The organism is Clavibacter sp. AC415 (genome assembly GCF_979252985.1).
In genome coordinates this window covers 16,552-41,833 of the sequence record NZ_CEEDAR010000019.1, presented here as the reverse complement: position 1 = coordinate 41,833, position 25,282 = coordinate 16,552, and the positions used below count along the sequence as shown (strand labels likewise).

At 74.7% G+C, this 25,282-nt stretch carries 16 protein-coding genes, 11 pseudogenes and 1 riboswitch; of the genes and pseudogenes, 4 read left to right on the top strand and 23 right to left on the bottom strand.

The window, feature by feature from the left end; translation table 11 throughout:
- Nucleotides 1–126 precede the first annotated feature (126 nt).
- From ACZ411_RS13135 to ACZ411_RS13070, 14 genes and pseudogenes are all read right to left on the bottom strand, one after another.
- Nucleotides 127–1,927, bottom strand: a pseudogene (locus ACZ411_RS13135) (ABC transporter permease subunit).
- Nucleotides 1,927–3,519 carry an ABC transporter substrate-binding protein gene (locus tag ACZ411_RS13130; RefSeq protein WP_464171177.1) on the bottom strand — a complete coding sequence of 531 codons (1,593 nt, stop codon included), beginning with the start codon at nucleotides 3,517–3,519 and terminating at the stop codon, nucleotides 1,927–1,929. The pseudogene ACZ411_RS13135 and the gene ACZ411_RS13130 overlap by 1 nt, the downstream one beginning before the upstream one ends.
- Entirely contained in the window at nucleotides 3,509–4,828 is a 1,320-nt protein-coding gene (locus ACZ411_RS13125) for an MFS transporter (RefSeq protein WP_464171176.1), read from the bottom strand. Before ACZ411_RS13125 ends, ACZ411_RS13130 begins: the two co-directional genes overlap by 11 nt.
- Before the next feature lie 186 nt (nucleotides 4,829–5,014).
- Nucleotides 5,015–5,917, bottom strand: a complete 903-nt coding sequence (locus tag ACZ411_RS13120; RefSeq protein WP_464171175.1) for an ABC transporter ATP-binding protein — start codon at nucleotides 5,915–5,917, stop codon at nucleotides 5,015–5,017.
- On the bottom strand, nucleotides 5,914–6,789 hold the full coding sequence (locus ACZ411_RS13115; protein ID WP_464171174.1) for an ATP-binding cassette domain-containing protein: 876 nt from the start codon (nucleotides 6,787–6,789) through the stop codon (nucleotides 5,914–5,916). The genes ACZ411_RS13120 and ACZ411_RS13115 overlap by 4 nt, the downstream gene beginning before the upstream one ends.
- Nucleotides 6,790–6,905: 116 nt before the next feature.
- Nucleotides 6,906–7,385 carry a 6,7-dimethyl-8-ribityllumazine synthase gene (ribH, locus tag ACZ411_RS13110; protein ID WP_094115330.1) on the bottom strand — a complete coding sequence of 160 codons (480 nt, stop codon included), beginning with the start codon at nucleotides 7,383–7,385 and terminating at the stop codon, nucleotides 6,906–6,908.
- Nucleotides 7,382–8,797 carry a GTP cyclohydrolase II gene (gene ribA, locus ACZ411_RS13105; protein ID WP_464171173.1) on the bottom strand — a complete coding sequence of 472 codons (1,416 nt, stop codon included), beginning with the start codon at nucleotides 8,795–8,797 and terminating at the stop codon, nucleotides 7,382–7,384. The genes ribH and ribA overlap by 4 nt, the downstream gene beginning before the upstream one ends.
- On the bottom strand, nucleotides 8,794–9,471 hold the full coding sequence (locus tag ACZ411_RS13100; RefSeq protein ID WP_464171172.1) for a riboflavin synthase: 678 nt from the start codon (nucleotides 9,469–9,471) through the stop codon (nucleotides 8,794–8,796). Before ACZ411_RS13100 ends, ribA begins: the two co-directional genes overlap by 4 nt.
- A pseudogene (gene ribD, locus ACZ411_RS13095) lies at nucleotides 9,471–10,511 on the bottom strand (bifunctional diaminohydroxyphosphoribosylaminopyrimidine deaminase/5-amino-6-(5-phosphoribosylamino)uracil reductase RibD). The gene ACZ411_RS13100 and the pseudogene ribD overlap by 1 nt, the downstream one beginning before the upstream one ends.
- A gap of 70 nt (nucleotides 10,512–10,581) precedes the next feature.
- Nucleotides 10,582–10,725, bottom strand: a riboswitch (FMN riboswitch).
- A 375-nt stretch (nucleotides 10,726–11,100) separates the two neighbouring features.
- Complete coding sequence (locus ACZ411_RS13090; RefSeq protein ID WP_464171171.1) at nucleotides 11,101–11,547, bottom strand: HAD family hydrolase; 447 nt, start codon at nucleotides 11,545–11,547, stop codon at nucleotides 11,101–11,103.
- Nucleotides 11,548–11,689: 142 nt separating this feature from the next.
- On the bottom strand, nucleotides 11,690–12,703 hold the full coding sequence (gene trpS, locus ACZ411_RS13085; protein WP_464171170.1) for a tryptophan--tRNA ligase: 1,014 nt from the start codon (nucleotides 12,701–12,703) through the stop codon (nucleotides 11,690–11,692).
- Between the two features lie 136 nt (nucleotides 12,704–12,839).
- Nucleotides 12,840–13,514 (bottom strand): annotated as a pseudogene (locus ACZ411_RS13080) (endonuclease/exonuclease/phosphatase family protein); the annotation flags it as partial.
- A gap of 131 nt (nucleotides 13,515–13,645) precedes the next feature.
- Nucleotides 13,646–14,008 (bottom strand): annotated as a pseudogene (locus tag ACZ411_RS13075) (YihY/virulence factor BrkB family protein); the annotation flags it as partial.
- Nucleotides 14,009–14,111: 103 nt separating this feature from the next.
- Nucleotides 14,112–14,579, bottom strand: a pseudogene (locus ACZ411_RS13070) (YhjD/YihY/BrkB family envelope integrity protein); the annotation flags it as partial.
- A 313-nt stretch (nucleotides 14,580–14,892) separates the two neighbouring features.
- Between ACZ411_RS13070 and ptsP the strand changes: the two are divergent.
- Nucleotides 14,893–16,548, top strand: a pseudogene (ptsP, locus tag ACZ411_RS13065) (phosphoenolpyruvate--protein phosphotransferase).
- A 126-nt stretch (nucleotides 16,549–16,674) separates the two neighbouring features.
- On the opposite strand, the pseudogene ACZ411_RS13060 reads toward ptsP, so the two are convergent.
- The 9 genes and pseudogenes from ACZ411_RS13060 to ACZ411_RS13020 all read right to left on the bottom strand — a co-directional run.
- Nucleotides 16,675–17,440, bottom strand: a pseudogene (locus tag ACZ411_RS13060) (succinate dehydrogenase iron-sulfur subunit).
- Between the two features lie 55 nt (nucleotides 17,441–17,495).
- Nucleotides 17,496–18,295: pseudogene (locus tag ACZ411_RS13055) on the bottom strand (FAD-binding protein).
- A gap of 124 nt (nucleotides 18,296–18,419) precedes the next feature.
- Nucleotides 18,420–18,881 carry an FAD-binding protein gene (locus tag ACZ411_RS13050; protein WP_464171233.1) on the bottom strand — a complete coding sequence of 154 codons (462 nt, stop codon included), beginning with the start codon at nucleotides 18,879–18,881 and terminating at the stop codon, nucleotides 18,420–18,422.
- Nucleotides 18,844–19,206, bottom strand: a pseudogene (locus ACZ411_RS13045) (FAD-binding protein); the annotation flags it as partial. The gene ACZ411_RS13050 and the pseudogene ACZ411_RS13045, both read right to left, overlap by 38 nt.
- Nucleotides 19,207–19,313: 107 nt before the next feature.
- Nucleotides 19,314–19,814: a succinate dehydrogenase hydrophobic membrane anchor subunit gene (locus ACZ411_RS13040; RefSeq protein ID WP_464171169.1), complete on the bottom strand. Its 501-nt coding sequence runs from the start codon at nucleotides 19,812–19,814 to the stop codon at nucleotides 19,314–19,316.
- Between the two features lie 2 nt (nucleotides 19,815–19,816).
- Nucleotides 19,817–20,167 (bottom strand): annotated as a pseudogene (sdhC, locus tag ACZ411_RS13035) (succinate dehydrogenase, cytochrome b556 subunit).
- A 230-nt stretch (nucleotides 20,168–20,397) separates the two neighbouring features.
- Complete coding sequence (locus tag ACZ411_RS13030; protein ID WP_464171168.1) at nucleotides 20,398–20,631, bottom strand: hypothetical protein; 234 nt, start codon at nucleotides 20,629–20,631, stop codon at nucleotides 20,398–20,400.
- The gene (locus tag ACZ411_RS13025) at nucleotides 20,628–20,825 is read right to left on the bottom strand and encodes a hypothetical protein (protein ID WP_464171167.1); all 198 of its coding nucleotides are present in this window, start codon (nucleotides 20,823–20,825) and stop codon (nucleotides 20,628–20,630) included. The genes ACZ411_RS13030 and ACZ411_RS13025 overlap by 4 nt, the downstream gene beginning before the upstream one ends.
- A 311-nt stretch (nucleotides 20,826–21,136) precedes the next feature.
- Nucleotides 21,137–21,574, bottom strand: a pseudogene (locus ACZ411_RS13020) (glycosyltransferase); the annotation flags it as partial.
- Between the two features lie 117 nt (nucleotides 21,575–21,691).
- On the opposite strand from ACZ411_RS13020, the gene ACZ411_RS13015 reads away from it, so the two are divergent.
- The 3 genes from ACZ411_RS13015 to ACZ411_RS13005 all read left to right on the top strand — a co-directional run bounded on the left by ACZ411_RS13015 (nucleotide 21,692) and on the right by ACZ411_RS13005 (nucleotide 25,209).
- Nucleotides 21,692–22,813, top strand: coding sequence for a mannose-1-phosphate guanylyltransferase (locus ACZ411_RS13015; protein ID WP_464171166.1), 1,122 nt, complete (start codon nucleotides 21,692–21,694; stop codon nucleotides 22,811–22,813).
- Nucleotides 22,814–22,887: 74 nt separating this feature from the next.
- Nucleotides 22,888–23,964 (top strand): BMP family lipoprotein, encoded by a 1,077-nt coding sequence (locus ACZ411_RS13010; RefSeq protein WP_104290563.1) that lies wholly within the window; start codon nucleotides 22,888–22,890, stop codon nucleotides 23,962–23,964.
- A gap of 150 nt (nucleotides 23,965–24,114) precedes the next feature.
- Entirely contained in the window at nucleotides 24,115–25,209 is a 1,095-nt protein-coding gene (locus ACZ411_RS13005; protein WP_104290562.1) for a BMP family lipoprotein, read from the top strand.
- Nucleotides 25,210–25,282: the final 73 nt, after the last annotated feature.

Below are 25,282 nucleotides of genomic sequence, written 5' to 3'. Positions count from 1 at the left end.
CGGGCGCCGGATGCGGCGGAGTCGAGGGGGCCACTCGTGATGGCCGTCATGAGCCTACGCCCCGCGGGGAGTCGGCTGGGAATCCGGGGGCGGGGGTTGCGGCAGGCCGTCCCGGCTGTCCGATCCCTAGGACTGCGTTCGGGCGCGGGCGCCGACCGGGACGGCGTCCGGGGGCCGGATCGGCGCGGTCCGGCGTCGACGGACGAGGCCCGTGAGGTCGTGCGACGACAGCGACACCGCGAGCACCGCGGCGAGCACGAGGGCGAGGGCGGGCGCGGCGACCGCCCACGGGGCGCGCTCCGCGTAGGCGATGCCCTCGCTGAGGATCAGGCCCCACTCGGGCGTCGGCCGGGCGCTGCCGAGGCCGAGGAAGCCGAGCGCCGCGAGCGTGAGGGCGACGCCCGGCAGCCGCAGCATCGCGTTCCGCACGACCGGGCCGACCACCGCGGGGAGGAGGTGGCCGAGGAGGATGCGCGCGCGGCCGACGCCCAGCACCGGCAGGATCCGCACGTGCGGCTGGGCCCGGGCCTCCTGCATGAGCGCGCCCGCGTGGGCCGCGAGCGGCGCCCAGCTCACGGCGGCCACGGCGATCGCGGCGCCCGCCGTCGAGGGTCCCTGGATGGCGGAGACCACGATGCCCGCGAGGATCGGCGGAGCGGCGTTCGCGACCTCGACGGGCCCGACGGCGGCGTCCGGCAGCAGCCCGAGCGCGAGGCCGACGACGCAGCAGACGAGCACCACGGCCAGCGCGGTGCCCAGCGTCGTGACGGCGCCGTGGCCGACGCGGCCGAGGAGGTCGCGGCCGCTCGCGTCGGCGCCGAAGGGGAGCGCCCACGAGGGCGGGGCGAGGCGGCCGGACGCGGTGGCGAAGGGATCCCGCGCGAGCCCGGCGACCACGATGAGCCCGAGCAGGCCGGCGGCGACGGCGGGCACCACGGCGTCGCGGCGGCGGGCGGGGACGCGCGCGTCGGGCACGGGCAGGGAGCCGAGGCGGAGCGCCGGGCCGAGGAGCGCCCGGCGGAGGAGCCCCGCCAGGGCACCCGCGGCGACCGCGACCACGAGGAGCGCGAGCACGCCCGCCTGGAGCGCCGGGACGTCCTGGCTGCTCGCCGCGCCGAGGGTCGCGCGGCCGATCCCGGGGATCGCGAACACCTGCTCGACCGCCACCGCGCCGCCCGTGAGGCCCACGAGCACCAGCCCGACCTGCCCGAGCACGGAGGGCAGCGCGCGGCGCAGCACCGCGAGGACCGTGCGCGTGCGCGGCAGCCCGGCCATGGCCCACGTGGCGACCCAGCGCTCCGCCGACGCGGCCTGGATGGCGTCGACGAGCAGGCGGCCCACCAGCCCGCCCCCGGGGATGCCGAGGGCGAGGGCCGGCAGCACGGCGTTCGCGGGCCCGTCCCAGCCGGAGGGCGGCGCCCAGCGCAGCCCGACGGCGACCACCACGAGGAGCGCGGTCGCCAGGAGGAACTCGGGCAGGGCCGTGAGGGCGGCGGCGAGGGCGCCGGATCCGCCGGCTGCGGCGGCCGCGCGCCGCGTCGACCAGCGCGGGCACGCAGAGGAGCGCCGCGACCGCGAGCGCGACGGCCACCGCGAACGCCATGAGCGTGAGCGAGACGCCGAGCGCGTCGAGGGTGCCGGGCAGCACCGGGCGACCCGATATCCACGACGTGCCGAGGTCGCCGCGGACGACGCCCGCCAGCCAGTCGAGGGAGACCGCCAGCGGCCCGCGGTCGAGCCCGAGCTCGGCGCGCACCGAGGCGAGCGCCTCCGGGGTCGCCTCGAGGTCGGCGTAGCGCGCGCGGAGGATCGTGTACTCGGGCGAGCGTCCGGACAGCCACGGCAGGGCGCCGACGAGCGCGACGACCCCGCCGATCGCGACGACCCGGGACGCCCCGACGACGAGCCCGTCGCGCGCGCCGCCCATCAACCGTCGACGCGCGTGTCGACCGTGATGAGCGCGCGCTCGCGTGGATCCCGCACGGCACCCGACACCCCGGGGGCCTCGCCCTGGATCACGCGCTCGTGCAGCAGCGGCACCGCGGCGTCGTCGGCCAGGACGAGCGCCTCCACGCGCATGATCGCCGCGCGGCGGTCGGGTCCGGCCGGGAGCGCGGAGGCGGTGGCGAGGGCCTCGTCGACGGCCGGGTCGCACTCCTGCGAGATGTTGAACGAGCCCGCGCAGGCGAAGTCGCTGAAGAGGTAGGCGGCGGGGTCGCCCGAGTCGAGCACCGTGGCGCGCGACAGGATGAACGCGTCGAACCGGCCGGCCAGGGCGTCGGCCTCGATGTACTGGTACTCGCGCACGTCCTGGGTCACCTGGAAGCCGGCCGCCTCGAGCTGCTGCTCGAGCTGCACGGCGACCTCGGGGAGCTCGGCCCGGTCGGTGAAGGTGCCGAGCGTGATGGGGACGCCGTCGACCTGCGCGGGCGTGGCGCGGGCGGCCACCGCGTCCCGGTAGGAGGAGTCGTCGCGGAGGTCGGCGGCCCAGGGGAGCGCCGGGCCGAGGAGCCCCTCGGCGGCGTCGGCGCGCCCCTCGTAGACGCCCTGGACGAGGGCGGCGCGGTCGACGGCGGCCTGCGCGGCGGCGCGGACGGCGGGGTCGGCGAACGGGCCCGTGCGGGTGTTCAGGTACAGCGTGTTCGTGCGCGGCATCGCGACCTCGTGGAGGAGCTCCGGGTCGACCTGGGCGGCCTGCCCGACGGGGATCGCCTCGACCACGTCGGCCGTCCCGGTGCGGAGCGCGGCCGCGCGGGCGGTGCCGTCGGGGACGAAGCGCACGTCGATGCCGGCGGCGGCGGCCCGGCCGCCCCAGTACCCGTCGAACCGGTCGAGGGTGGCGGACGACGTGCCGTCGACCGCGGTCAGCCGGAAGGGACCGGTGCCGGTGCCGACGGGCGAGACGGTCCCGTCGGCGGCGTAGGCCGAGGCCGCGAGGATCGCGAGCTGGGGGCTCGAGAGCCGCTGCGGCACGAGCGGGTCGGGGGTCGCCGTGCGGACCACGACGCGGTCGCCGTCCGCGGTCGCCGTGAGGTCCACGCCGTCGAGGATCCGCGGCTTCGGGCTCGCCGTGGCGGCGGTCGTCAGCGAGGCGGCGGCCTGCGCGGCCGTGAGGGTCGTGCCGTCGTGGAAGGGGACGTCGGGCCGGACGTCGAAGGACCAGGTCAGGTCGTCGGTCCGCGTCCAGCCGGTGGCGAGGAGCGGCTGCGCGTCGCCCAGGTCGTCGAGGGTCACGAGGGTCTCGGCCGTGCTCCAGCGGGCCAGCTTGAAGGCGTCGTCGCTGAGGGGCGTGAGGCCGGACCGGGGCGGCTGCAGCATCGCGAGGCGGATGCGGCCGTCGCCGTCCGCCGACGCCGCCGTGGTGCCCGGGCTCGCGGCGAAGCAGCCGCTGAGGGCGAGCGTCGACGCGAGGGCGAGGGCGGCCAGCGCGGCGGAGCGGGCCGGGCGGTCCGGGCGGGCGGAACGGGCCGATCCGCGGGGGCGGGCGGGACGGGAGGAGCGGGGGCGGCTAGCGGGCATGGTGTCCTTCGGCGGGGATGCGCAGGGCATCGGCGGGGATGCGCGGGGCATCTCGGGGGGTGGTCGGGGGAGCGCCGGCGCCCGTCGCGGGAGCGGGAGCCGCGCATGCGGTGGCGGAGGCAGGCGAGGCAGCAGCAGGAGCCGCGGCGGGAGCGGGAGCGGGAGCGGCGGGAGCGGGAGCGGCGGGGGCGGCCGCGGCGACGGGCAGCAGGCGGGGCAGGCCCGCGGCGGCGGCGACGGCGGCCGCGGCGAGGATCCCCCAGGCGAGGACGGGGGCGGCATCCAGCAGGGATCCGACCACCCCGCCGGCCACGAGCACGGCGACCCCGCCGCAGCTGGCGAGCAGCCCGTACGAGGACGCGGTGGGCCGACCCGCGGCGAACGCCGGCACGAGCTCCATGGCCACGGGGCCCACGGTCATGTGGCCGAGCGTCAGGCACACCACGAGCACGGCCGCCGGCGCGAGCTCGGCGCCTGCCGGCAGCGGTACGACCGAGGAGAGGGCCAGCGCGACGAAGCCCGCGGCCGTCAGGGCGAACCCGGTGGCGAGCGCCCGGCCGGGCCCGAGGCGACGTGCCACGAGGGCGACCGGCCACTGCAGCGCGATCGTGAGGAGCGAGACGACCAGGAACGCGGATCCGATGCCGGCCATGCCCGCTCCCGCCCGCTCGAGCTCCAGCGGCAGCCCGAGGTAGAGCTGGTTGTAGGCCACGAGGTCGACGGCGAACAGGCTGGAGAAGGCCAGGAGGCGGCGGTCGCGGACCGCGGCCCAGCGGTCGGCGGCGGGGCGGGGAGCGGGGGATCCGCGCAGTGCCGGTGCCGCGGCCGAGCCGGTCCGGCCGGCCGGTACGTCGGCACCCGCCGGGATCAGGCACCACAGCACCACCCCGACGACCCCGAAGAGCCCCGCGCCGACGAGGACGGTCGCGGAGAACCCGAAGCCCAGCAGCGCCGCGCCGACGAGCGGGCCCACGGCCGCGCCGACCTCGCCGACCAGCACGAGCGCCGCGAACAGCGACGGCCGGCCGCGGCCCCGGGTGGGGCGTCCGCGGACGTCGGCCGCCGCGACGAGGCTCTGCAGGGCCGGGCTGAACAGCGCGCCGCCCATGCCCGTGAGGACGGCGCCGACGAGGAAGCCGGGCAGGTCCGCGGCGAGCGCGAGGCCCAGGTACCCGGCGACCCGCACCGCGCATCCGGCCGCGATGAGGGTGCGGGGGCCGAAGCGGTCGGCGAGCATCCCGCCGAGGAGGAACAGGCCCTGCTGGCTGAAGGTGCGGGCGCCTGAGCACGAGGCCGATGGCGAGCGCACCGAGCCCCAGGTCGTCGCGCATCACGACGGCGAGGAACGGGACGACCGCGTAGAAGCCGAGGTTGAACGCGAGCTGGCTGGAGAGGAGCAGGCCGGCGGGGACGGTCGAGGGCGGACCGGCCGACCGCGGGAGGCGGCCCGGCGGCACGGCGGCGGGGCCCGCGACGCGGGCGGGATCGGGCGCGGTCATGCGGTGACGGCTCCCGGCAGCCTCGGGACGGCGTCGGCGAGCTCGCGCGTGGCCGGATGCGCAGGGTGCGCGAGGAGGCGGTCGGTCGGCCCCTCCTCCACGATGCGCCCGCCCGCGAGCACGACGCTCCGGCCGCACAGCCGCGCGACGGCGTCGAGGTCGTGGGAGACGAGCACCAGCCCGAGGCCGCGGTCGCGCACGAGGCCGTCGAGCAGCTCGATGATGCGGTCCCGCAGCGGGAGGTCGACCCCGCTCACGGGCTCGTCGGCGAGGAGGATCCCGGGGGATGCCGCGATGGCCCGGGCGAGGGCCACGCGCTGCGCCTGCCCGCCGGACAGCTCGCCGGGCCGCCGGTCGGCCAGGGAGGCGGCGAGGCCCACGTCGTCGAGCGCGCGGGCGACGATGCGCGCGTGGTCGCCGGGCACGTCGAGCCGACGGAGCGGCTCGCGGACGAGCTGCCGCACGGTCATCCGCGGCTCGAGGCTCGCGCCCGGGTCCTGCGGCACCAGCTGCACCCGACGCCGGTACCAGCGGAGGGCCGACGCGCGGCCGGGGACCACGGCGCGGTCGCCGAGTGAGACGACGCCCGCGGCGGGCGTCTCGAGGGCGAGGAGCACGCGGAGGAGCGTCGACTTCCCGGACCCCGAGCGCCCCACGATGCCGACGGTCTCGCCGGGCACGACGCGGAAGGACACCTCGTCGAGCGCGGGCGCGGGACCACGGAGATGGGAGGCGCCGGACGACCGGGTCGCGCGGGCGGCGCGGCGTGCGGCCGGGTCGCGGCGGGGCGGGTACCGGTGCGTGACGCCGGTGGCGGTCAGCGCGCCCGTCCCGGGGCCGGCCAGGACGCGCGTGCCGACCGGGGTCGGGGCGGACGCGTCGCGACGGGCGCCCGTCACGGGGCGGCCACCGCGGCGAGCGGGGCCGACGCGGACGCGTGGGCCCCGTCCGCGGCGCCGCCCCCCGCGAGCGCGCGCCGCGTGGCCGCCTGGACGAGGGCCCGGCTGTAGGCGTGGCGCGGCCGACGGACGAGCCCGCGCATCGACCCGGCCTCGACCACGCGGCCGGCCTCGAGCACGACGACCCGGTCGCACAGCGCGGCGGCCACCGCGAGGTCGTGGGTGATGAACAGGAGGGCCTGGCCGGTGGCGTCCAGGCGGCGCCGGATCACGTCGACGACGCGCGCCTGCGTCACGACGTCGAGCGCGGTCGTGGGCTCGTCGGCGAGCAGCAGGTCGGCCCGGCAGAGGAGCGCGAGCGCGAGGCACACCCGCTGGCGCTGGCCGCCCGAGAGCTCGGCGGCGAAGGCCGGGAGGACGCCGTCGGGATCCTCGATGCCCACCTCCGCGAGGAGCGCCGCCACCTCGCGTCGCGCGTCGCGGCGGGTGAGGAGCCCGGCGTCGGCGGCGGATCCGCGGGCGCGGGCGGCGCGGACCGCCGCCACGAGCTGGGCGCCGACCGTCGCGAGCGGGTTCAGCGCCGCGAGGGAGTCCTGCTGCACGGCGGCGACGCGGCCGAGGCGCTGCCGCGGCGCGGACGGGCGGAGCGCCCGGCCGCCGAGCGCGACGGCGCCGCGCACCCGAGCGCCGGGCGGCAGGGTCCCGAGCACGGCCTGCGCGGTGAGCGACTTCCCGGATCCGGACGCCCCGACCAGCGCCACGCGCTCGCCGGGGTCGATGCGGAGGTCGACGTCGTGCACGAGGGCGGTGCCGTCGAGGGAGACCGACAGGGAGCGGACGTCGAGGGCGGGATGCGCCGGGCCTCCGTCCACGGGCGCCCGGGGCCGGACGATCCGGGGGCGCTGCTGACGACCCTACTGATACCCGTTCTCGATATCAAAAGCGCCACGCGGGCCGACGAGCCGAGCGACGCGGCTCGTGCCCGGCGTCAGCCGCGGATGCCGCGCAGGAGCAGGGCGGTCGTGACCGCCGCCTCGGCCGCCTCGGCGCCCTTGTCCTCCTTCGAGCCGGGGAGCCCCGCGCGGTCGAGGCCCTGCTGCTCGTCGTCGAGGGTGAGGAGGCCGAAGCCGATCGGCTTGCCCGTGAGCAGCGACGCCTGCGTGAGGCCCGACGTCGCCGCGTCCGAGACGTACTCGAAGTGCGGCGTGCCCCCGCGGATGATCACGCCGAGCGCGACGACCGCGTCCGCTCCCGCGTCGAGCGCCGCCCGCGCGACCACGGGCAGCTCGAAGCTGCCGGGCACGCGGATGACGGTGGTGGTGACGCCGGCCGCGTCGAGGACGCGTCGCGCGCCCGCGAGGAGGCCCGCGCTGATCTCGTCATGCCAGCGGCCGGCGACGACCGTGACGGCCAGCCCCGATCCGTCGAGCGCGTCGGGGTCGATCTCGGGTGCTCCGTGTCCGCTCATGCGGTCTCCTCCTCGGGGGCCGCGGGCGCGGCGGGTCGTGCGCCGGCGGGGCCGGTCGCGGTCGCGGTGGTGGTGGCGGTGGTGGTCGTGAGCCCGTCGGGCGCCTGCGCGTCCGGGTAGGCGTCGGATCCGATGCGCATGTCCGTGTCGACGACGACGGCCGCCGGCTCCTCGGCGAGGGTCAGGCGGTGCCCCATCCGGTCGCGCTTGGTGGCGAGGTACCCGGCGTTCGCGGCGGTGACGCCGACGACGAGCGGCACGCGCTCCGTCACCCGCACGCCGTGGGCCTCGAGCTGCCGGACCTTCTCGGGGTTGTTGGTGAGCAGTCGAACGTCCTCGATCCCCATGTCCTGCAGGATCGCCGACGCCGCGCCGTAGTCGCGGGCGTCCGCGGGCAGCCCGAGGGCGATGTTGGCGTCGAGCGTGTCGAACCCGTCCTCCTGCAGCCGGTACGCGCGCAGCTTGTTGACGAGTCCGATCCCGCGCCCCTCGTGCCCGCGCAGGTACACGACCACTCCGCCGGCCTCCTGGATCTCGTCGAGCGCCGCGTCGAGCTGCGGCCCGCACTCGCACTTGAGGGACCCGAGGGCCTCGCCCGTCAGGCACTCGGAGTGCACGCGCACGAGCGTGCCGTGCGCGCTCGGGTCGCCCGACACGACGGCGACGTGGTCGGCGCCCGTGGTGCGGTCGCGGTACGCCCGCAGCCGGAAGGTGCCGTGCGTGGTCGGGACGGTCGTCTCGACCTCGAAGATGACGCGCGACGCCTCGGGGATCTCCACCGCCGGCTCGAGCGCCCGGTCGCAGTGGAACTCCTCCAGGTGGGCCTTCAGCGCCTCGATGGTGACGACCAGCACGCCCTCCGCCTCGCCGAGGGCGAGGAGCCCGGGCAGTCGCATCATCTCGCCGTCGTCCTGCACGATCTCGCTGATCGCGCCGACGGGCGTGAGGCCCGCGAGCGTGAGGAGGTCGACCGCCGCCTCGGTGTGGCCGTCGCGCTCGCGCACGCCGCCCTCCACCGCCCGCAGCGGCAGGATGTGGCCCGGCCGGTGCAGGCTCGCGGGCACGCTCTCGAGGTCCGCCAGCACGCGGAGGGTGTGCGCGCGGTCGGAGGCGCTGATGCCCGTGGAGAGCCGGTCGGCCGCGTCCACGGACACCGTGTACGCGGTGCCGCGCGGGTCGCGGTTGTCGGCCACCATGAGCGGCAGCTCCAGCCGGTCGGCGATCTCGTTCGTCATGGGTGCGCAGATGAAGCCGGAGGAGTGCCTCACGAGCCACGCCACCCACTCGGGCGAGGCGGACTCGGCGGCGAGCAGCACGTCGCCCTCGTTCTCGCGGCCCTCGTCGTCGACGACGATCACCGGGCGGCCCGCGCGCAGCTCCTGGAGGGCGGCGGGGATGCCGGCGAGGCTCACGAGCGGACCCCCGCGCGGTCGTCGCGGGCGAGGTCGTCGCGGCCGCGGTCGTCGCGGCCGCGCGCGTCGAGCGCGAGCATGCGCTGCACGTGGCGGGCGAGCACGTCGGTCTCGAGGTTGACCTCGTCGCCGACCTCCAGGGCACCGAGCGTCGTCGCCGTGAGCGTCTCGGGGATGAGCGACACCTCGAACCAGGCGTCGGCGTCGGCCGTGTCGGTCGGGCTGACCGCGCTGACGGTGAGGCTCACGCCCTGGACCGTGATGGAACCGCGGTCGACGACGAGCGGCGACAGGTCGGCCGGCAGCGAGAACCGGAGGATCCGCCAGGCCTCGCCGGGGGTGGTCGCGAGGAGGCGGCCCGTGCCGTCGACGTGGCCCTGGACGATGTGGCCGCCGAGCCGGTCGCCGACGCGCGCGGCGCGCTCGAGGTTGACGTGCCCGCCGACGGCGAGCCGCCCGAGCGAGCTCATCATGAGCGTCTGCCGCATGACGTCGGCGGTGAAGCCCTCCGGCGTCTGCGCGACGACCGTGAGGCAGACGCCGTCGACGCTGATGGAGTCGCCGTGCCGGGCGTCGGACACCGCGAGCGGCGCCTCCACCGTGATCCGGGCGGAGTCGCCCTCGGCGTCGAGCGCGAGGACGCGTCCGCGCTCCTCGATGATCCCGGCGAACATCACTGGCCTTCCGTGGTGGGTCGCGCGGTCGCGAGGAGGTCGTCCCCGAGCCGTGTCGTGCTGATGAGGGTGAGTCGGCTGGGCGGCCGGCACGCTCGGCACGCCGAGGTCGCCGGTCGCGGTGCGGGGGCCGCCGAGGAGCACGGGCGCGAGGTAGGCGACCACCTCGTCCACGAGCCCGGCGGCGACGAGGGCGGAGACGATCGTGCGACCGCCCTCCACGAAGACGTGCCGGATCCCTCGGCGGCCGAGCTCCGCGATGGCCGCGGCGGGGTCGTGGCCGGCGATCCGGACGAGGCGGCGCGGGTGCCGGTGCACGGCCGCGTCGTCGGGGACGGCGCGGTCGCCGAGCACGACGGGCGCGCGGGCTGGTGCGGGTAGGGGGTCCCGTCGGGCCGGCGGGCGGTGAGCGCGGGATCGTCGGCGAGGACGGTGCCGGTGCCCACGAGGATGGCGTCGGCCTCGGCGCGGCGCCGGTGCACGTCCTCGCGGGCGGCGGGGCCGGTGATCCAGCGGCTGGTGCCGTCCGCGGCGGCGATGCGCCCGTCGAGGCTGGAGGCCCACTTCGCGGTGACGAAGGGGCGGCCGAGCCGGGCGGACCCCAGCCAGACGCGGAGGAACTCCCCGGCCTCCGTGGCGAGCACGTCGGGCACGACCTCGACGCCGGCGGCGCGCAGCCGAGCGGCGCCGCCGGACGACGCGGCGCCCGGGTCGGCCACGGCGTAGGCGACGCGCGCCACGCCCGCCTCGACGAGCGCCCGGGCGCAGGGCCCCGTCCGCCCCGTGTGGTTGCAGGGCTCGAGCGTGACGACGGCCGTGGACCCGCGGGCGGCCCCGGCGGGCAGCTGCCGCAGCGCGTCGACCTCGGCGTGCGCGCTGCCGGCGCCGCGGTGGCGGCCCTCGGCGAGGACGCGTCCGGAGGGGTCGAGGATCACGCAGCCGACGCGCGGGTTCGGCCCCCAGGCGGGACCCTCGGCCGCGAGCTCGAGGCCGCGGCGCATCGCGCGCCGCAGGTCGACTGCAGTGGGGTCGTCGTGCATGGTGTCCTCGTCCGTGGACGGACTCCGGGCGCGGTCGACGAGACCTCGACGCCGGCAGGGTCGCTGGCGCCGCGTGCGCCTCCCATCCGGACTCTCACCGTCGGTCCCGGAATCCCACCGGATCGGCGGACGAGGCTCCCGGGACCCGGTCGCGCATCGTCCGTTCGCGGACTGTCACCGCCGGCTCGGATTTCCACCGACCCCGGAGCACGTGTATCCCCCGAGGGTAGCCCACGAGGCTGGGAGCGCCGGGAGCGTGACGCCGCATTGCGTCGAGCGGGCGTCCGGCGCGCGTCGATCGCGCGTGGAGACGGCGTCGAGCCCGCCGTCAGGCGCGGGTCGCCGCGTCCACGGCATCGGGGAGACGGTCGAGCGACGTGATCCGCACGACGTCCGCCCGCTCGGCCCGCGCCCGGTCCTCCGCGGGCACGTCCTCCGGCCAGCCGCGCTCGGGGTCGCCGGCGGGATCGCGGGCCGGATCGGACGAAGGCGGAGCCCGTCGCGTCGGCGCCGTCGGCGTCGAACCAGACGCCGCCGAGGCCCGCGTCGGAGCCGCCCAGCGCGTCGGTGCGCAGCCGGTCGCCGACCATCACCGCGTCAGCCGCGTCCACGCCGGCCTCGGCGCACGCGAGGAGGAGATCTGCGGGTCGGGCTTCGCGAAGCCCAGATCGCCCGAGCAGACCACGGGGTCGAGGCGGCCGGCGAGCCCGGCCGCGGCGATCTTCGGCTCCTGCTGGCGCCGCTCGCCGTTCGTCACCACCCCGAACCGCACCGCCGGGTGCCGGCGCGCGATCTCGTCGAGGGCCTCGTGCGCGCCGGGCAGGGTGCGCCACGACGCCTCGTACCCGTCCAGGTAGCCGCGGAACCAGGCGTCCGTCGCCCGGTCGTCGTCGGCGTAGGCACCGGCGAGCGCGGCCGCGTCTGGGGCGACGGCCAGGCCGCGAGGAACCCGCGCGCCCGTGCCCGCCGCTGCCCCTCGTAGTCCAGCTCGCCCGCGAGGTAGCGGTGGTAGTGCTCCTCCTCCAGCGCGCGCCACAGCGCGACGGCCCGGGCGACCGCCGCGGGGTCGGCCGCGTCCAGCAGCCCGCGCGCGACCAGGTGCGCGGCGATCCCGTCGGCCACGGCGCCGCGGTGGTCGACCAGCGTGTCGTCGAGGTCGAGGAGGACCAGCCGGAGCGTCACCGTCCGACGCGGCGCACGAGGCCCACGGCGTCGTACACGCGGGCGAGCATGGCGTCGGCCCGCTCCTCGGCGCGTGCCGCGTTGCCGGCGAGCACCCGGTCGAGCTCGGCCGGGTCGTCGAGCAGCTCCAGCGTGCGGGCGCGGATCGGCTCGAAGGCGCCCGTGACGACCTCGGCCACGTCCTTCTTGAGGTCGCCGTAGCCGCGGCCCGCGTAGCGCTCCTCGAGCGCCGGCACCGCGGTGCCCTCGAACGCCGACAGGATCGTGAGCAGGTTGGAGACGCCGGGCTTCTCGCCGCGGTCGAACCGGATCTCGCGCTCGGTGTCGGTGACGGCCGAGCGGATCTTCTTGGCCGTCCTCGCCGGCTCGTCCAGCAGCCACACCACGCCCGCGTCGCTGGCGGCGGACTTGCTCATCTTCGACGTCGGGTCCTGCAGGTCGTAGATGCTGGCCGTGTCCTTCTGGATCATCGGCTCCGGGATCGTGAACGTGTCGCCGAAGCGGGTGTTGAAGCGCTTGGCGAGGTCGCGCGTGAGCTCCACGTGCTGCTTCTGGTCGTCGCCGACGGGCACGACCTCGGTGCCGTAGAGCAGGATGTCGGCGGCCATGAGGGTCGGGTACGCGAACAGGCCGAGCGTCGTCGCGTCGGCACCCTGCTTCTGCGACTTGTCCTTGAACTGCGTCATGCGGCTGGCCTCGCCGAACCCGGTGAGCGTGTTGAGGATCCACGCGAGCTCCGTGTGCGCCAACACGTGCGACTGCACGAAGAGCGTGGAGACGGCCGGGTCGATGCCCGCCGCGATGTACTGCGCGGCCGTCCGGCGGGTGCTCGCGCGGAGCGCCGCGGGATCCTGCGGGACGGTGATGGCGTGCAGGTCGACGACGCAGAACACGGCGTCGTGCGTGGTCTGCAGCTCCCTCCACTGCAGGAGAGCGCCGATGTAGTTGCCGATCTGCAGGGAGTCGGCGGACGGCTGCATGCCGGAGAAGAGGACGGGACGAGCGGTCATGGCGATGCCTTCGGCTGGGGAGCGCGGGGCGCTCGAGGGGCGCCGGCGGGGCGCGGGAGGAGGGGATCAGCACGGCGTAGTCGACGACGACGGGCGTGTGGTCCGACCAGCGCTGGTCGTACGCCGCGGCGCGGTCGACCGCGTAGCCCGTGACCTTCGCGGCGAGGGCCGGGGTCGCGAGCTGGTAGTCGATGCGCCAGCCCGTGTCGTTGTCGAACGCCTTGCCGCGCCAGCTCCACCACGTGTACGGGCCGTCGACCTCGCCGGCCTGCTGCCGGCCGACGTCGACCCAGCCGAGGCCGGGCCCCGTGGAGCCGTCGACGCCCGTGACCTGCTCGCCGGCCGGTCCGAGGATGCGGTCGAGGTAGGCGCGCTCCTGCGGCAGGAAGCCGGCGCGCTTCACGTTGCCCTTCCAGTTGCGGGATGTCGAGTCCGCGCGCCTGACGTTGAGGTCGCCCACGACTACCGCGAGCTCGGAGTGCCGGGCGATCTGGGGCAGGCGTCGCTCCATGCCGTCGAGGAAGCGCCACTTCTCGTCCTGCTTGGGCGTGCCGACCTCGCCGGAGTGCACGTAAAGCGCTGACGACGGTGACGATGGTGCCGTCGACGTCGTAGTCGCCTCGAGCCAGCGTCCCGCGCTGTCGAAGTCCTCCTCGCCGATGGCGACGCGGTGGATCTCGGCGCGGCGACGGCTGGCGATGGCGACGCCCGCGCGGCCCTTGGCGGTCGCGGCGTCGTGCAGCACGTTCCACTCGGGGCCGAGGAGGTCCTCGATGTCCGCCGTCTCGGCGCGCACCTCCTGGATCGCGAGGACGTCGACGTCGCGCGTGGCCAGCCAGTCGCCCATGCCCTTGCGGAAACGCTGCCTGGATGCCGTTCGCGTCGATGGACGCGACGCGGAGGTTCGAGGGCATGGGATCGATCCTACGGTGGCCCCTGCGCCTAGCCGCGGCCCTTCCGGCGCAGCCGGAGCAGCACGCGCGAGGCCGCGCTGATGGGCGTACCGCTCCCGCTCCCGGGCGCGCTCCTCCTCCTCGAGGATCCGGCGGGCCTCGTCGAGCCGCTCGACGCGCTCCCGCTCCAGCTGCTCGGGGTGAGCGAGCGGGCGTCGATGCCCTTGTCGGCCATGCTCGTCGCGATCCACGACGCGCAGATCAGGATGACCTGGCAGATGAGGTTGAACCAGATCAGGAGGCCGATGATCACGGCGAACGACGCGAGCAGCGGGTTCCGGCTCGCGCCGCCGAGGAGCGCCGTGCCGAGCACCTTCAGCACGCCCATCGCGATGCCGCCGAGGAGCGCCCCCTGGAGGAGCTGCGGTCGGGGATCCGCATGCCGAAGAGGATCCTCGGTACGCGCCCGCCAGCACGGCCGTGTCGAGCGCGAGCACGAGGACCAGTCCCACGGTGCGGCCGACCACGACCGCCAGCAGCGAGTCCTCGCCCACCTGCAGCAGGCGGAACACGAACCCGAGGAGCCCGGTGCTGACGACGGAGAGGCCGGCTGACAGCACCATGGCGAGCGCGAAGCACAGCGCCAGCCCGAGGTCCTTGACCTTCAGGAGCAGGAAGAACGTGGTGGGCGGCGGCAGCTCGAAGATGCGGCGCACCGAGTCGCGCGTGGACGCCAGCCAGCCGAGCGCGGTGACGAGGAGGCCGACGGAGCCGATGAAGCCCGTGATGGTGACCGCGCTCGAGGCGAGGAGCGCCTGCGGGTCCTCGATCGCGCCGCCCTCGCCGAACAGCCCCGGTACCGCGCGCTGGACTAGGTCGAGCAGCGAGTCGAGGAGCGCCGGGTTGCCGGCGAGCACGGATCCGGCCACGGAGAAGCCGACCGCGAGGGCCGCGAACACGGCGAAGACCGCCTGGTAGGACATGCCGGCCGCGAGGATGGGCCCGCCCGCGGCGCCGTAGGCGAGGAACACGCGAACGGGCTTCAGCGCCATGACGCGGGCGACGAGCGCCGGGATCCCGGCGGGAGCCGCAGGACCGCCGGCCGGTGCGGAGCCGGACGCGGGGGAGGCGGGCGGGTGCTCGGCCGGCCTCGGCCGTCGGGGGCGGTCATCCCCCGAGGATACGGGCCGGTGCGCCCCTGATAGCGTGGGCGGGCCGTTCCGGCACCCGACCGGACAGCCACCCGCGCGGACGGAGCCCGTCCCCGCGGCACGCACCCTGAGCGAGGGAGTCCCTGTGCGCATCACCGGAATCGGCGTCGGTCACGGAGTGGCCACGGGGCCCGTCATGCGGATGCCCGACCCGCTCCCCAGCCCGGCACGGAGGCCTTCACGGGCGACGCCGCCGCCGAGGTCGCGCGCGTGGCTGACGCCCTGTCCGCCACCGCGGACGACCTGGCGGAGCGCGGCGCCCGCGCGGGCGGCGACGCGAAGGACGTGCTCGATGCGCAGTCGCTCATGGCCCGCGACCCCGCGCTCCTCGACTCGGTCGGCCGCCTCGTCGGCCAGGGCCGCTCGGGGAGCGTGCCGTGTTCGATCTGTTCGCCACCTTCCAGGAGCTCCTCACCGGCATGGGCGGCTACATGGCCGAGCGCGCGGCCGACCTCGCCGACGTCGCCCAGCGGGTCATCGCGCGGCTCCGCGGCGTGCCCGCGCCGGGGATCCCCACGGCCGACGCCCCGTTCGTCCTCGTCGCGCGCGACCTCGCGCCCGCCGACACGGCGCTCCTCGAGCTCGACCGCGTGCTCGCCCTCGTCACCACCGACGGCGGCCCGACCAGCCACACCGCGATCCTCGCCCGCAGCCGGTCCATCCCCGCCATCGTCGGCGGTCGGCGCCGCGGAGCTCACCGACGGCGACGAGGTCGTCGTCGACGCGGCCGCGGGCCTCGTGATCGTGCGCCCCGACGACGCGGAGCGGGAGGATGCGCTCCGCCGCATCCGCGCCCGCGAGGAGGCGCTCGCCGCCCCCGTCACCGACGGCGCCCTGGCCGACGGCACCGCCGTCCCGCTGCTGGCGAACCTCGGATCCCCGGCGGAGGCCGCCCGCGCCGTGGAGCTCGGCGCCGAGGGCGTCGGCCTCTTCCGCACCGAGTTCCTCTTCCTGCACGCCGCCACGGCGCCGTCCGTCGCCGCGCAGACCGCGCAGTACACCGCGCTCCTCGAGGCCTTCCCCGGTCGGAAGGTCGTGGTCCGGGCGCTGGACGCCGGCGCGGACAAGCCGCTCGCGTTCCTCACCGACGCCGACGAGGAGAACCCGGCCCTCGGTCTCCGCGGGCTCCGGGCCCTCCGGCTCAATCCCTGAGGAGGTCCTCCGCGACCAGCTGACCGCACTCGCCGCGGCGGACGCCGCGACCGACGCGGACCTCTGGGTCATGGCGCCCATGGTCGGCGATGCCGAGGAGACCGCCTACTTCGTCGAGCTCGGCCGCGAGCTCGGCCTCACCACGGTCGGGGTGATGGCCGAGGTGCCGTCGCTCGCGATCCTCGCCGACCAGGTCGTCGAGGTGGCCGACTTCGTGAGCATCGGCACGAACGACCTCACGCAGTACACGATGGCCGCCGACCGCCTGCTCGGCTCGGTCGCCGCCTACCAGGACCCGTGGCACCCCGCGGTCCTCCGCCTGGTGCGGACGCTCGGCGACGCCGGCGCGGCGTCCGGCACCCCGGTCGGCATCTGCGGCGAGGCGGCGGCGGATCCGCTCCTCGCCGTGGTCCTCGTCGGCCTCGGCGCCACGAGCCTCTCCATGACGCCCGCCGCCCTGGCGGACGTCCGCCTCGAGCTCTCGCGTCGCACGCTCGACGACGCCCGCGCCGCGGCTGCGGCCGTCCTCACCGCCCGCACGGCCGCCGGCGCCCGCGCCGCCGCCGAGCAGGCGCTTGCCGCCCGCTGATCCGATCTGACGCATCACGGATCTCAGACGCCGGGGGTCTCCTTCTACGATCAGCATCCGGGGATGCACGACGACGGCCGCAGCTCCGAGGAGCTGCGGGGCCGTCCGTCTGCGGGAGGTGCGGTGCTACGCCCTGCCGCGCATGATCGCCTGCTCGACCTCGGCGATGGCCTGCGTCACCTGGATGCCGCGGGGGCACGCCTCGAGCAGTTGTAGGTCGTGCGGCAGCGCCACACGCCCTCCTTGTCGTTGAGGATGTCGAGGCGCACGTTCGACTCGTCGCGCGAGTCGAAGATGAAGCGGTGCGCGTTGACGATGGCGGCGGGGCCGAAGCACTGGCCGTCCGTCCAGAAGACGGGGCAGGACGACGTGCACGCGGCGCAGAGGATGCACTTGGTGGTGTCGTCGAAGCGGGCGCGCTCGGCGGCGGACTGGCAATCCCGCTCCTTGCCCTTCTCCGGCTTCGTGTTGGAGATGAGGAAGGGCTGCACGTCGCGGAACGACTCGAAGAACGGCTCCATGTCGACGACCAGGTCCTTCTCCAGCGGCAGGCCCTTGATGGCCTCCACGTAGATGGGCTGGTTGATGTCGAGGTCCTTGATGAGCGTCTTGCAGGCCAGGCGGTTGCGGCCGTTGATGCCGATCGCGTCGGACCCGCAGACGCCGTGCGCGCAGGAGCGGCGGAAGGTCAGCGACCCGTCCTGCTCCCACTTGATCTTGTGCAGGGCGTCGAGGATGCGGTTGGTCGGGTAGACCTCGACGTCGAAGTCCTCCCACCGCGGCTCGGCGTCCTGGCCGGGGAGGTAGCGGCGGATGATGAGGGTGACCGTGAAGGTCGGGATGGCGGATGCCTCGCCCCCGTGGGAGGTGCGTCCAGGGTTGCGGTGCTCACGATTCGAGTCCTTTTCCGATCGGTGCTGCGGTGACGGGCGGGCGCTGACCTGAGGTCAGTACTTCCGCTCCATCGGCTGGTAGTTCGTGATGACCACGGGCTTGGTGCTCAGCTTGATGTGGTCGCCGGCGTCCGTGCTGTGGGCGTCGCCGGTGAGGTACGCCATGGTGTGGACCATGTAGTTCTCGTCGTCGCGCTTGGGGAAGTCCTCGCGGAAGTGACCGCCGCGGCTCTCCTTGCGGTACATCGCCGAGTACACGACGACCTCCGCGAGGTCGAGGAGAATCCGAGCTCGATGGCCTCGAGCAGGTCGGTGTTGAAGCGCTGGCCCTTGTCCTGGACCTGGATGTTCGTGATCCGCTCGCGCAGGTCCGCGATCACCTTGGTGACCTCGATGAGCGTGTCCTCGGTGCGGAAAACCTGGGCGTTGCGGTCCATGGACTCCTGCAGCTCGCGGCGGAGCGTCGAGATCCGCTCGGTGCCGTTCGAGTTCCGCGCGCCCTCGACGAGGCCCTTCACGAACTCGGCGGCATCCGCGGGCAGCGGGGTGAAGTCGACGGTCTTCACGTACTCGGCGGCGTAGTTGCCCGCGCGCTTGCCGAAGACGTTGATGTCGAGGAGCGAGTTGGTGCCGAGGCGGTTGGACCCGTGGACCGAGACGCACGCGCACTCGCCGGCGGCGTACAGGCCGGGCACCACGGTGGTGTTGTCGGACAGCACCTCCGCCTTGATGTTCGTGGGGATGCCGCCCATCGCGTAGTGCGCGGTCGGCAGAACGGGCACGGGCTCCGTGTACGGCTCGACGCCGAGGTAGGTGCGCGCGAACTCGGTGATGTCGGGGAGCTTCGCGTCGATGACGGCGGGCTCGAGGTGCGTGATGTCGAGGTAGACGTAGTCCTTGTTCGGGCCGGCGCCCCGTCCTTGTGCAGATCCCCTGGGTCGCCATGCACCGCGCCACGATGTCGCGGGGGCGAGGTCCTCATGGTGGGGGCGTAGCGCTCCATGAACCGCTCGCCCTCGCTGTTGCGGAGGATCGCGCCCTCGCCGCGGGCCGCCTCCGACAGGAGGATGCCGAGGCCGGCGAGCCCGGTTGGGTGAACTGGAAGAACTCCATGTCCTCCAGCGGCAGGCCCTTGCGCCAGATGACGCCGACGCCGTCGCCCGTGAGGGTGTGGGCGTTCGAGGTCGTCTTGTAGATCTTGCCGAAGCTGCTGGTGGCGAAGATGACGGCCTTGGCCTGGAAGACGTGGATCTCGCCGGTGGAGAGCTCGAGGGCCACGACGCCCGCGGGCTGCTGCTTGCCGTCGACCTCGGCCATGACGAGGTCCAGCACGTAGAACTCGTTGTAGAAGTTGATGCCGAACTTGACGCAGTTCTGGTACAGCGTCTGCAGGATCATTGTGGCCTGGTGCCGGTCGGCCGCGTAGCAGGAGCGGCGCACCGGGCTCTTGCCGTGGTCGGCCGGTGTGGCCGCCGAAGCGGCGCTGGTCGATCTTGCCGTCGGCGTGCGGGTCGAAGGGGAGGCCCATGTTCTCGAGGTCGATGACCGCGTCGATGGCCTCCTTGGCGAGGATCTCGGCCGCGTCCTGGTCGACCAGGTAGTCGCCGCCCTTGACGGTGTCGAAGGTGTGCCACTCCCAGCTGTCCTGACGTTGGCGAGCGCCGCGGCCATGCCGCCCTGCGCCGCGCCCGTGTGGGAGCGGGTGGGAGAGCTTCGAGATGACGGCCGTGTTGCTGGCGGCTGCTCTGCTGATCGCCGCGCGCATGCCGGCGCCGCCGGCGCCCACGATGACGATGTCGAACTGGTGGTAGTGGACGCCGTCCACGATGGTGCTCGCGGAGGGCTCGGAACCGGGGGTGGTGGAGTCGGTGGTCACAGGGCTCTTTCTCGAGACGTAGGGGAGCGGCTACAGGTCGCCGCAGAAGGCGGGCAGGAGGTCCGCGGGCTGGCCGGCGGGGCACGGGTCGAAGGTGAAGACGACGAGGGTGCCGAGCACGAGCAGGACCACGGTGGACGCCATGAGCGCGCCCTTGAGGATCGGTGCGGGTGCGCGCGGGACGCGGCGTAGTCGTTCACGAGGGTGCGCATGCCGTTGGCGCCGTGGATGACCGCGAGCCAGAGCAGCGCGATGTCCCACACCTTCCAGAACGGGTCCGACAGCTTGCCGCCGACGAACGCGAAGTCGATGGCCTTGATGCCCTCGCCCTGGATGAGGTTGACGTAGAGGTGGCCGAAGATGAGCACGACGAGCACGACGCCCGATGCGCGCATGTACATCCAGCCCCACTTCTCCCAGTTCACGCCGCCCTGCTTGCGGGGCTGGCGCGCCTGGCGGGGCTTCTCGATGCTGACCTGCTGTGCGATGTCGCTCATGATCAGATCCATCCCGCTTCGCTGAAGACGTTGAGGAGGTGGCGCGGGACGAAGCCCGCCATGAGCACTACCGAGAGGCCGATGACAAGACGACGTAGAACATCAGGCGCTGGTGCTTGGCGCCGAACTTCCAGAAGTCGATGAGGATGATGCGCAGCCCGTTGAGCGCGTGGAACCCGATGGCTCCGACGAGGGCGACCTCGCCGATGCCCATGACGGGGTTCTTGTACGTGCCGATGACGGCGTTGTACGCCTCGGGGCTCACCCGGATGAGGCTCGTGTCGAGCACGTGCACCAGGAGGAAGAAGAAGATGGACACGCCGGTGATGCTGATGCAGCACCCACGACCACATGCCCTCACGGCCCCGGTAGAGCGTCCCGGCGGGGACCTTCGGTGCTCGTGAGACCTGCTGCGGTTCCCGGGTTCCTGCCGTCTTGATGGACACGGAACGACCCTCCTGATGCTGGTGCCCCGTGGGCGGAGCGCCTTCGCGCCGACATTGCGCGTCCCCTGAGTCTACGGCCCGCCCCCGGCGGTCACCCGTTAGGGACCCTAAGCGCTGAGGCCCCGTGAGCCCCGTCGTCAGGCGCCGACGGGCACCTGTCCCGCACCCGCCGGATCCGCGGTGGGGAGCGCCGATCGACGGGCCGAGACGGCACGTCCGTAGTGGTCGATGAGCTCGTCGCCGACGGTCGCCCAGGAGCGCCCGAGCACCGCCCGCCGCCCGGCCTCGCCCATGCGCAGGCGCAGGGGCGCGCTTGCCGCGAGCTCGTCCACGAGGCGGCGCAGGTGCGCGTCCCGGGTGACGCCGGTCAAGAGGAACCCGTCGGTCCCGTGGTCGACCAGGTCGATGGACCGCCCGCGCGGCGCGACCACCGGGAGCCCGGAGACGCGTGCGCCTCCTGCACCGTCTGGCCGAAGGTCTCCTCGGCTCCCGTGTGCACGAAGACGTCCATGGCGGCGTAGGCGGCGGCGAGCTCGCGGCCGCTGACCCGTTCGAGCCACGTCACGGGCATGCCCGCCAGCGCGCGCCGCGCGCAGGCGCTGCCCCGGGCCGTCGCCCGCGACGAGGAAGCGCACGCCGGGCATCCCGCGGAGGGCGGACAGGCGCTCGAGCTGCTTCTCCGGGGCGATGCGGCCGACGTCCCCGACGACCGTCTCGCCGCCCGGCGCGGCGCGGCGGCGGAGGGCGACGGCGTCCTCCATGGCGCGGTTGCGCGGGTCGTACCGGTCGAGGTCGACGCCCCGGCCCCAGCGGGCGACGCGCTGCCCGCACGCCCGCCGCGGCCAGGTCCGCCGCGGCGGCGCTCGAGGGCGCCAGGGCGAGGTCGGCGCCCTGGTGGATCCAGCGGACGAGCCGCCACACGCAGGGCGCCGTCGCCGCCAGCCCGTTCCGGGCGCGCGTAGCCCGCGACGTCCGTCTGGAAGACGGCGACGGAGGGCGTCTCGATGCGCGTCGCGGCCGCGATGGCCTGGGCGCCGAGGAAGAGGGGGGACGCCGCGTGCAGCACGTCGGGCGCGAAGTCGGCGAGCAGGCGGAGCACGCGCGGCTCGGGATCCCGACGGGGAACTGCCGGTACGCGATGGCGGGGACGCCGTGCACGCGGAACCCGGCGAACTCGGCCGGTGCGCCGGCGTCGGGCGCGATGACGAGCACCTCGTGGCCGCGGTCCCGCAGGTGCTCGAGCGCCCGGCAGACGCTCGTGGTGACGCCGTTGACGGTGGGGAGGAAGCTCTCGCTGACGACGGCTACTCGCATGCCTGCGACGCTAGGCACGGGCGCCGTCCCGGCCGCCGCGCGGCCGTGAACGCCCCGTTGCGGGTGCGTGAACTCGCCGCATCCGGGTGGCTCCCAGGCTGCCGATAGGGTGGGCCCATGACCGAGCAGACGAGCGCGATCTCCCGTTTCTACAGCGTGATCCCCGCGGGGGGCGTGGGCTCCCGGCTCTGGCCGCTCTCCCCTGCGGACGCCCCGAAGTTCCTCCACGACCTCACCGGCTCCGGCCGCACCCTGCTGCGCGACACGTGGGAGCGGCTCGCCCCGCTCTCCGGCGCCGACCGGATCATGGTCGTCACGGGCCGGGCGCACCGCGCCGCCGTGGAGGCCCAGCTGCCCGAGCTCGCCGACCCGAACGTGGTCCTGGAGAGCGAGGGGCGCGACAGCACCGCGGCCATCGCGCTGGCCGCCGCGATCCTGGAGCGCCGGGAGCCCGGCGTAATCATCGGCTCCTTCGCCGCCGACCACGTCATCGCCGACCCGGACCGCTTCCGGGACACCGTGCGCGAGGCCGTCATCGCCGCCGACGCCGGCTACATCACCACCATCGGCATCACGCCCACCGAGCCCGCGACGGGCTTCGGCTACATCCACACCGGGAAGGCGCTGAGCATCCCCGACGCGCCGCACGCCCTGGAGGTCGCGTCCTTCGTGGAGAAGCCGAGCATCGGCGTCGCGCGCGGCTACGTGAAGGGCGGCACGCACCTCTGGAACGCCGGCATGTTCATCGCCCGCGCCGACCGGCTCCTCGAGGAGCTCGGCCGCACCGAGCCCGAGCTGCTGAAGGGCGTGCTGGAGCTCGCCGAGGCGTGGGACACCGCCGACCGCGGCGTGGTCGTCGACCGGGTCTGGCCGAACCTCAAGAAGATCGCCATCGACTACGCCGTCGCGGAGCCGGCCGCCGCGCGCGGTGCGCTCGCCGTGATCCCCGGCACGTTCACGTGGGACGACGTGGGCGACTTCGCCTCCGTCGCGAAGATGCACTCCAGCGGACGGAAGTCCGACCTCGTCATCCTCGGCGAGGACGCCCGGGTGCTCTCGGACGCCTCCAGCGGCATCGTCGTGGCCAACAGCAAGCGCGTGATCAGCCTCATCGGCGTGCGCGACATCGTCGTGGTCGACACCCCCGACGCGCTGCTGGTCACCACGAAGGAGAACGCCCAGCGGGTGAAGAGCGTGGTGGACGCGCTCAAGCTCAGCGGCGGGACGGACGTCCTGTAACGAAGGGGCAGACGATCCCCCCGGGCCGTCTCCCGGGCCTCCGGGGCGGCGGATCCCGCCGTTAGATTCCGGGGATGCCCCGCACCCGCCGCGCCGTCCGCGCCGCCAGCCTGCCCACCGCCCTCCTCGCCGCCGCGGCCCTCGCCGGCTGCGGCGCGGCGCCCGATCCCGCCGCCAGCGGCACCGCGTCCGCGAGCGACTACTGCGCCCGCATGGTCACCAACTCCGGCGGCCTCCAGGACCGGTCCTTCAACCAGTCGAGCTGGGAGGGCCTGGAGCGCGCGGAGCAGGAGCTCGGCATCGAGGCCGACGTCCTCGTGTCCACCTCCGAGACCGACCTCGGGCCGAACGTCGAGCAGGCGGTCGGCACCGGATGCGGCTTCATCCTCACCGTCGGCTACGAGCTCGCGGAGGCGACCGCGTCCGCGGCGGCCGAGAACCCCGACGTCCACTTCTCCATCGTCGACGAGGTCGTCGACGCCCCCAACGTCAAGCCGCTCGTGTTCGACACCGCGCAGGCCTCCTACCTCGCGGGCTACCTCGCGGCCGGCGTGAGCGAGACCGGCAAGGTCGGCACGTTCGGCGGCGGCAACCAGCCCCCGGTCACCCTCTTCATGGACGGCTTCGTCGACGGCGTCGCCGCCTACAACCAGGCGCACGGCACGCAGGTCGTCGCGCTCGGGTGGGACGCCGCGGCGCAGGACGGCACCTTCACGGGCGACTTCGAGGACGTCGCCAAGGGCCAGACCACCACGCAGAACCTGCTCGACCAGGGCGCGGACGTCATCATGCCCGTCGCCGGCCAGGTGGGGGAGGGCGCCGCGTCGGCGATCCTCCAGCACGGCAGCGGCAAGCTCATCTGGGTCGACAACGACGGCTACGACACCCTCCCGGCCGAGTACCGCCCGCTCCTCCTGACGAGCGTGCTCAAGGACACGGGCCAGGCGGTCGTCGACATCGTCGGCGACGACGCCGAGGGCACCTTCTCCTCCGAGCCGTACGTGGGCACGCTCGAGAACGGCGGCGTCGGCCTCGCCGAGTACCACGACCTCGCGGCGTCGGTCCCGGCCGAGCTGCAGGCGGAGCTCGACGCGCTGGAGGCGCGGATCGTCTCCGGCGAGGTCGAGGTGCGGTCCGTCTCGACCCCGTAGCAGAGGCCGCGTTTCGGCGGGGTTTCGGCCTCGTCGCGGATCGGTAACGCTTGCGCCACGGAGGCCGCCGAGGGCCTCGGGGGCATTCCCGCGCATGGGTAACATGAAGCCACATCGCCCGGCGGACCCGGGCTGCAACTGGAGGCCACAGTGACCATCACCACCCGAAAGGCCGCCTTGGGCGGTCTCGCCGCCGTCGGCATCACCGCGCTCCTCGCGGGCTGCGGCGCCGCCCCGGAGTCCACGAGCGGGGGTGCGAGCGGGGAGACGGACAGCGACCTCCTCACCTGCATGGTCTCCGACTCCGGCGGATTCGACGACAAGTCGTTCAACCAGCTCGGCTTCGAGGGCCTCAACACGGCCGTCGACGACCTGGGCCTGCCGGCGCCGAAGCCGGTCGAGTCCGCCGCGGAGACCGACTTCGCGCCGAACCTCACCAACCTCGCCGACCAGGGCTGCGGCCTCATAGTCACGGTCGGCTTCCTGCTGGCCGACGCGACCAAGGAGGCGGCCGCGGCCAACTCCGACATCGAGTACGCGATCATCGACGACGCGTCCATCGACGCGCCGAACGTGAAGCCCATCACCTTCAACACCAGCGAGGCCGCGTTCCTCGCGGGCTACGCGGCGGCGGCCTACTCGAAGACCGGCACCGTCGGCACCTTCGGCGGCCTGCAGATCCCGACCGTCACGATCTTCATGGACGGCTTCGTGGACGGCGTCGCCTACTTCAACGAGCAGAAGGGCGCGGACGTCAAGGCCATCGGCTGGGACGTCGCCAGCCAGAGCGGCTCGTTCACCGGCGAGTTCGTCGCGAACCAGACGGCCAAGACGGCCGCGCAGACGCTCATCGACCAGGGCGCGGACGTCATCATGCCCGTCGGCGGCCCGATCTTCCTGAGCGCCGGCGAGGCCATCCGCGACTCCAGCGACAAGCAGGTCGTCATGGTGGGCGTCGACTCCGACGCGTACGAGACCGCGCCCGACCTCAAGGACCTCTTCCTCACGTCGGTGCTCAAGGGCATCGACGCGGGCGTCGAGGACGTCGTGAAGACCGCCGCCGACGGCGCGTTCGACGCGACGCCGTACGTCGGCACGCTCGAGAACGGCGGCGTGGACATCGCCCCGTTCCACGACTACGAGTCCGAGGTCCCCGCGGAGCTCTCCGGCGAGCTGGACGCCATCAAGGCCGGCATCGTCGACGGCTCCATCACCGTCGAGTCGCCGTCGTCGCTCACGGAGTAGCGACGCCGCCGACGAAGTAGCATCGAACGCACCGCGGGGGGATCGGCAGTCGCCGGTCCCCCCGCCGCGTGCT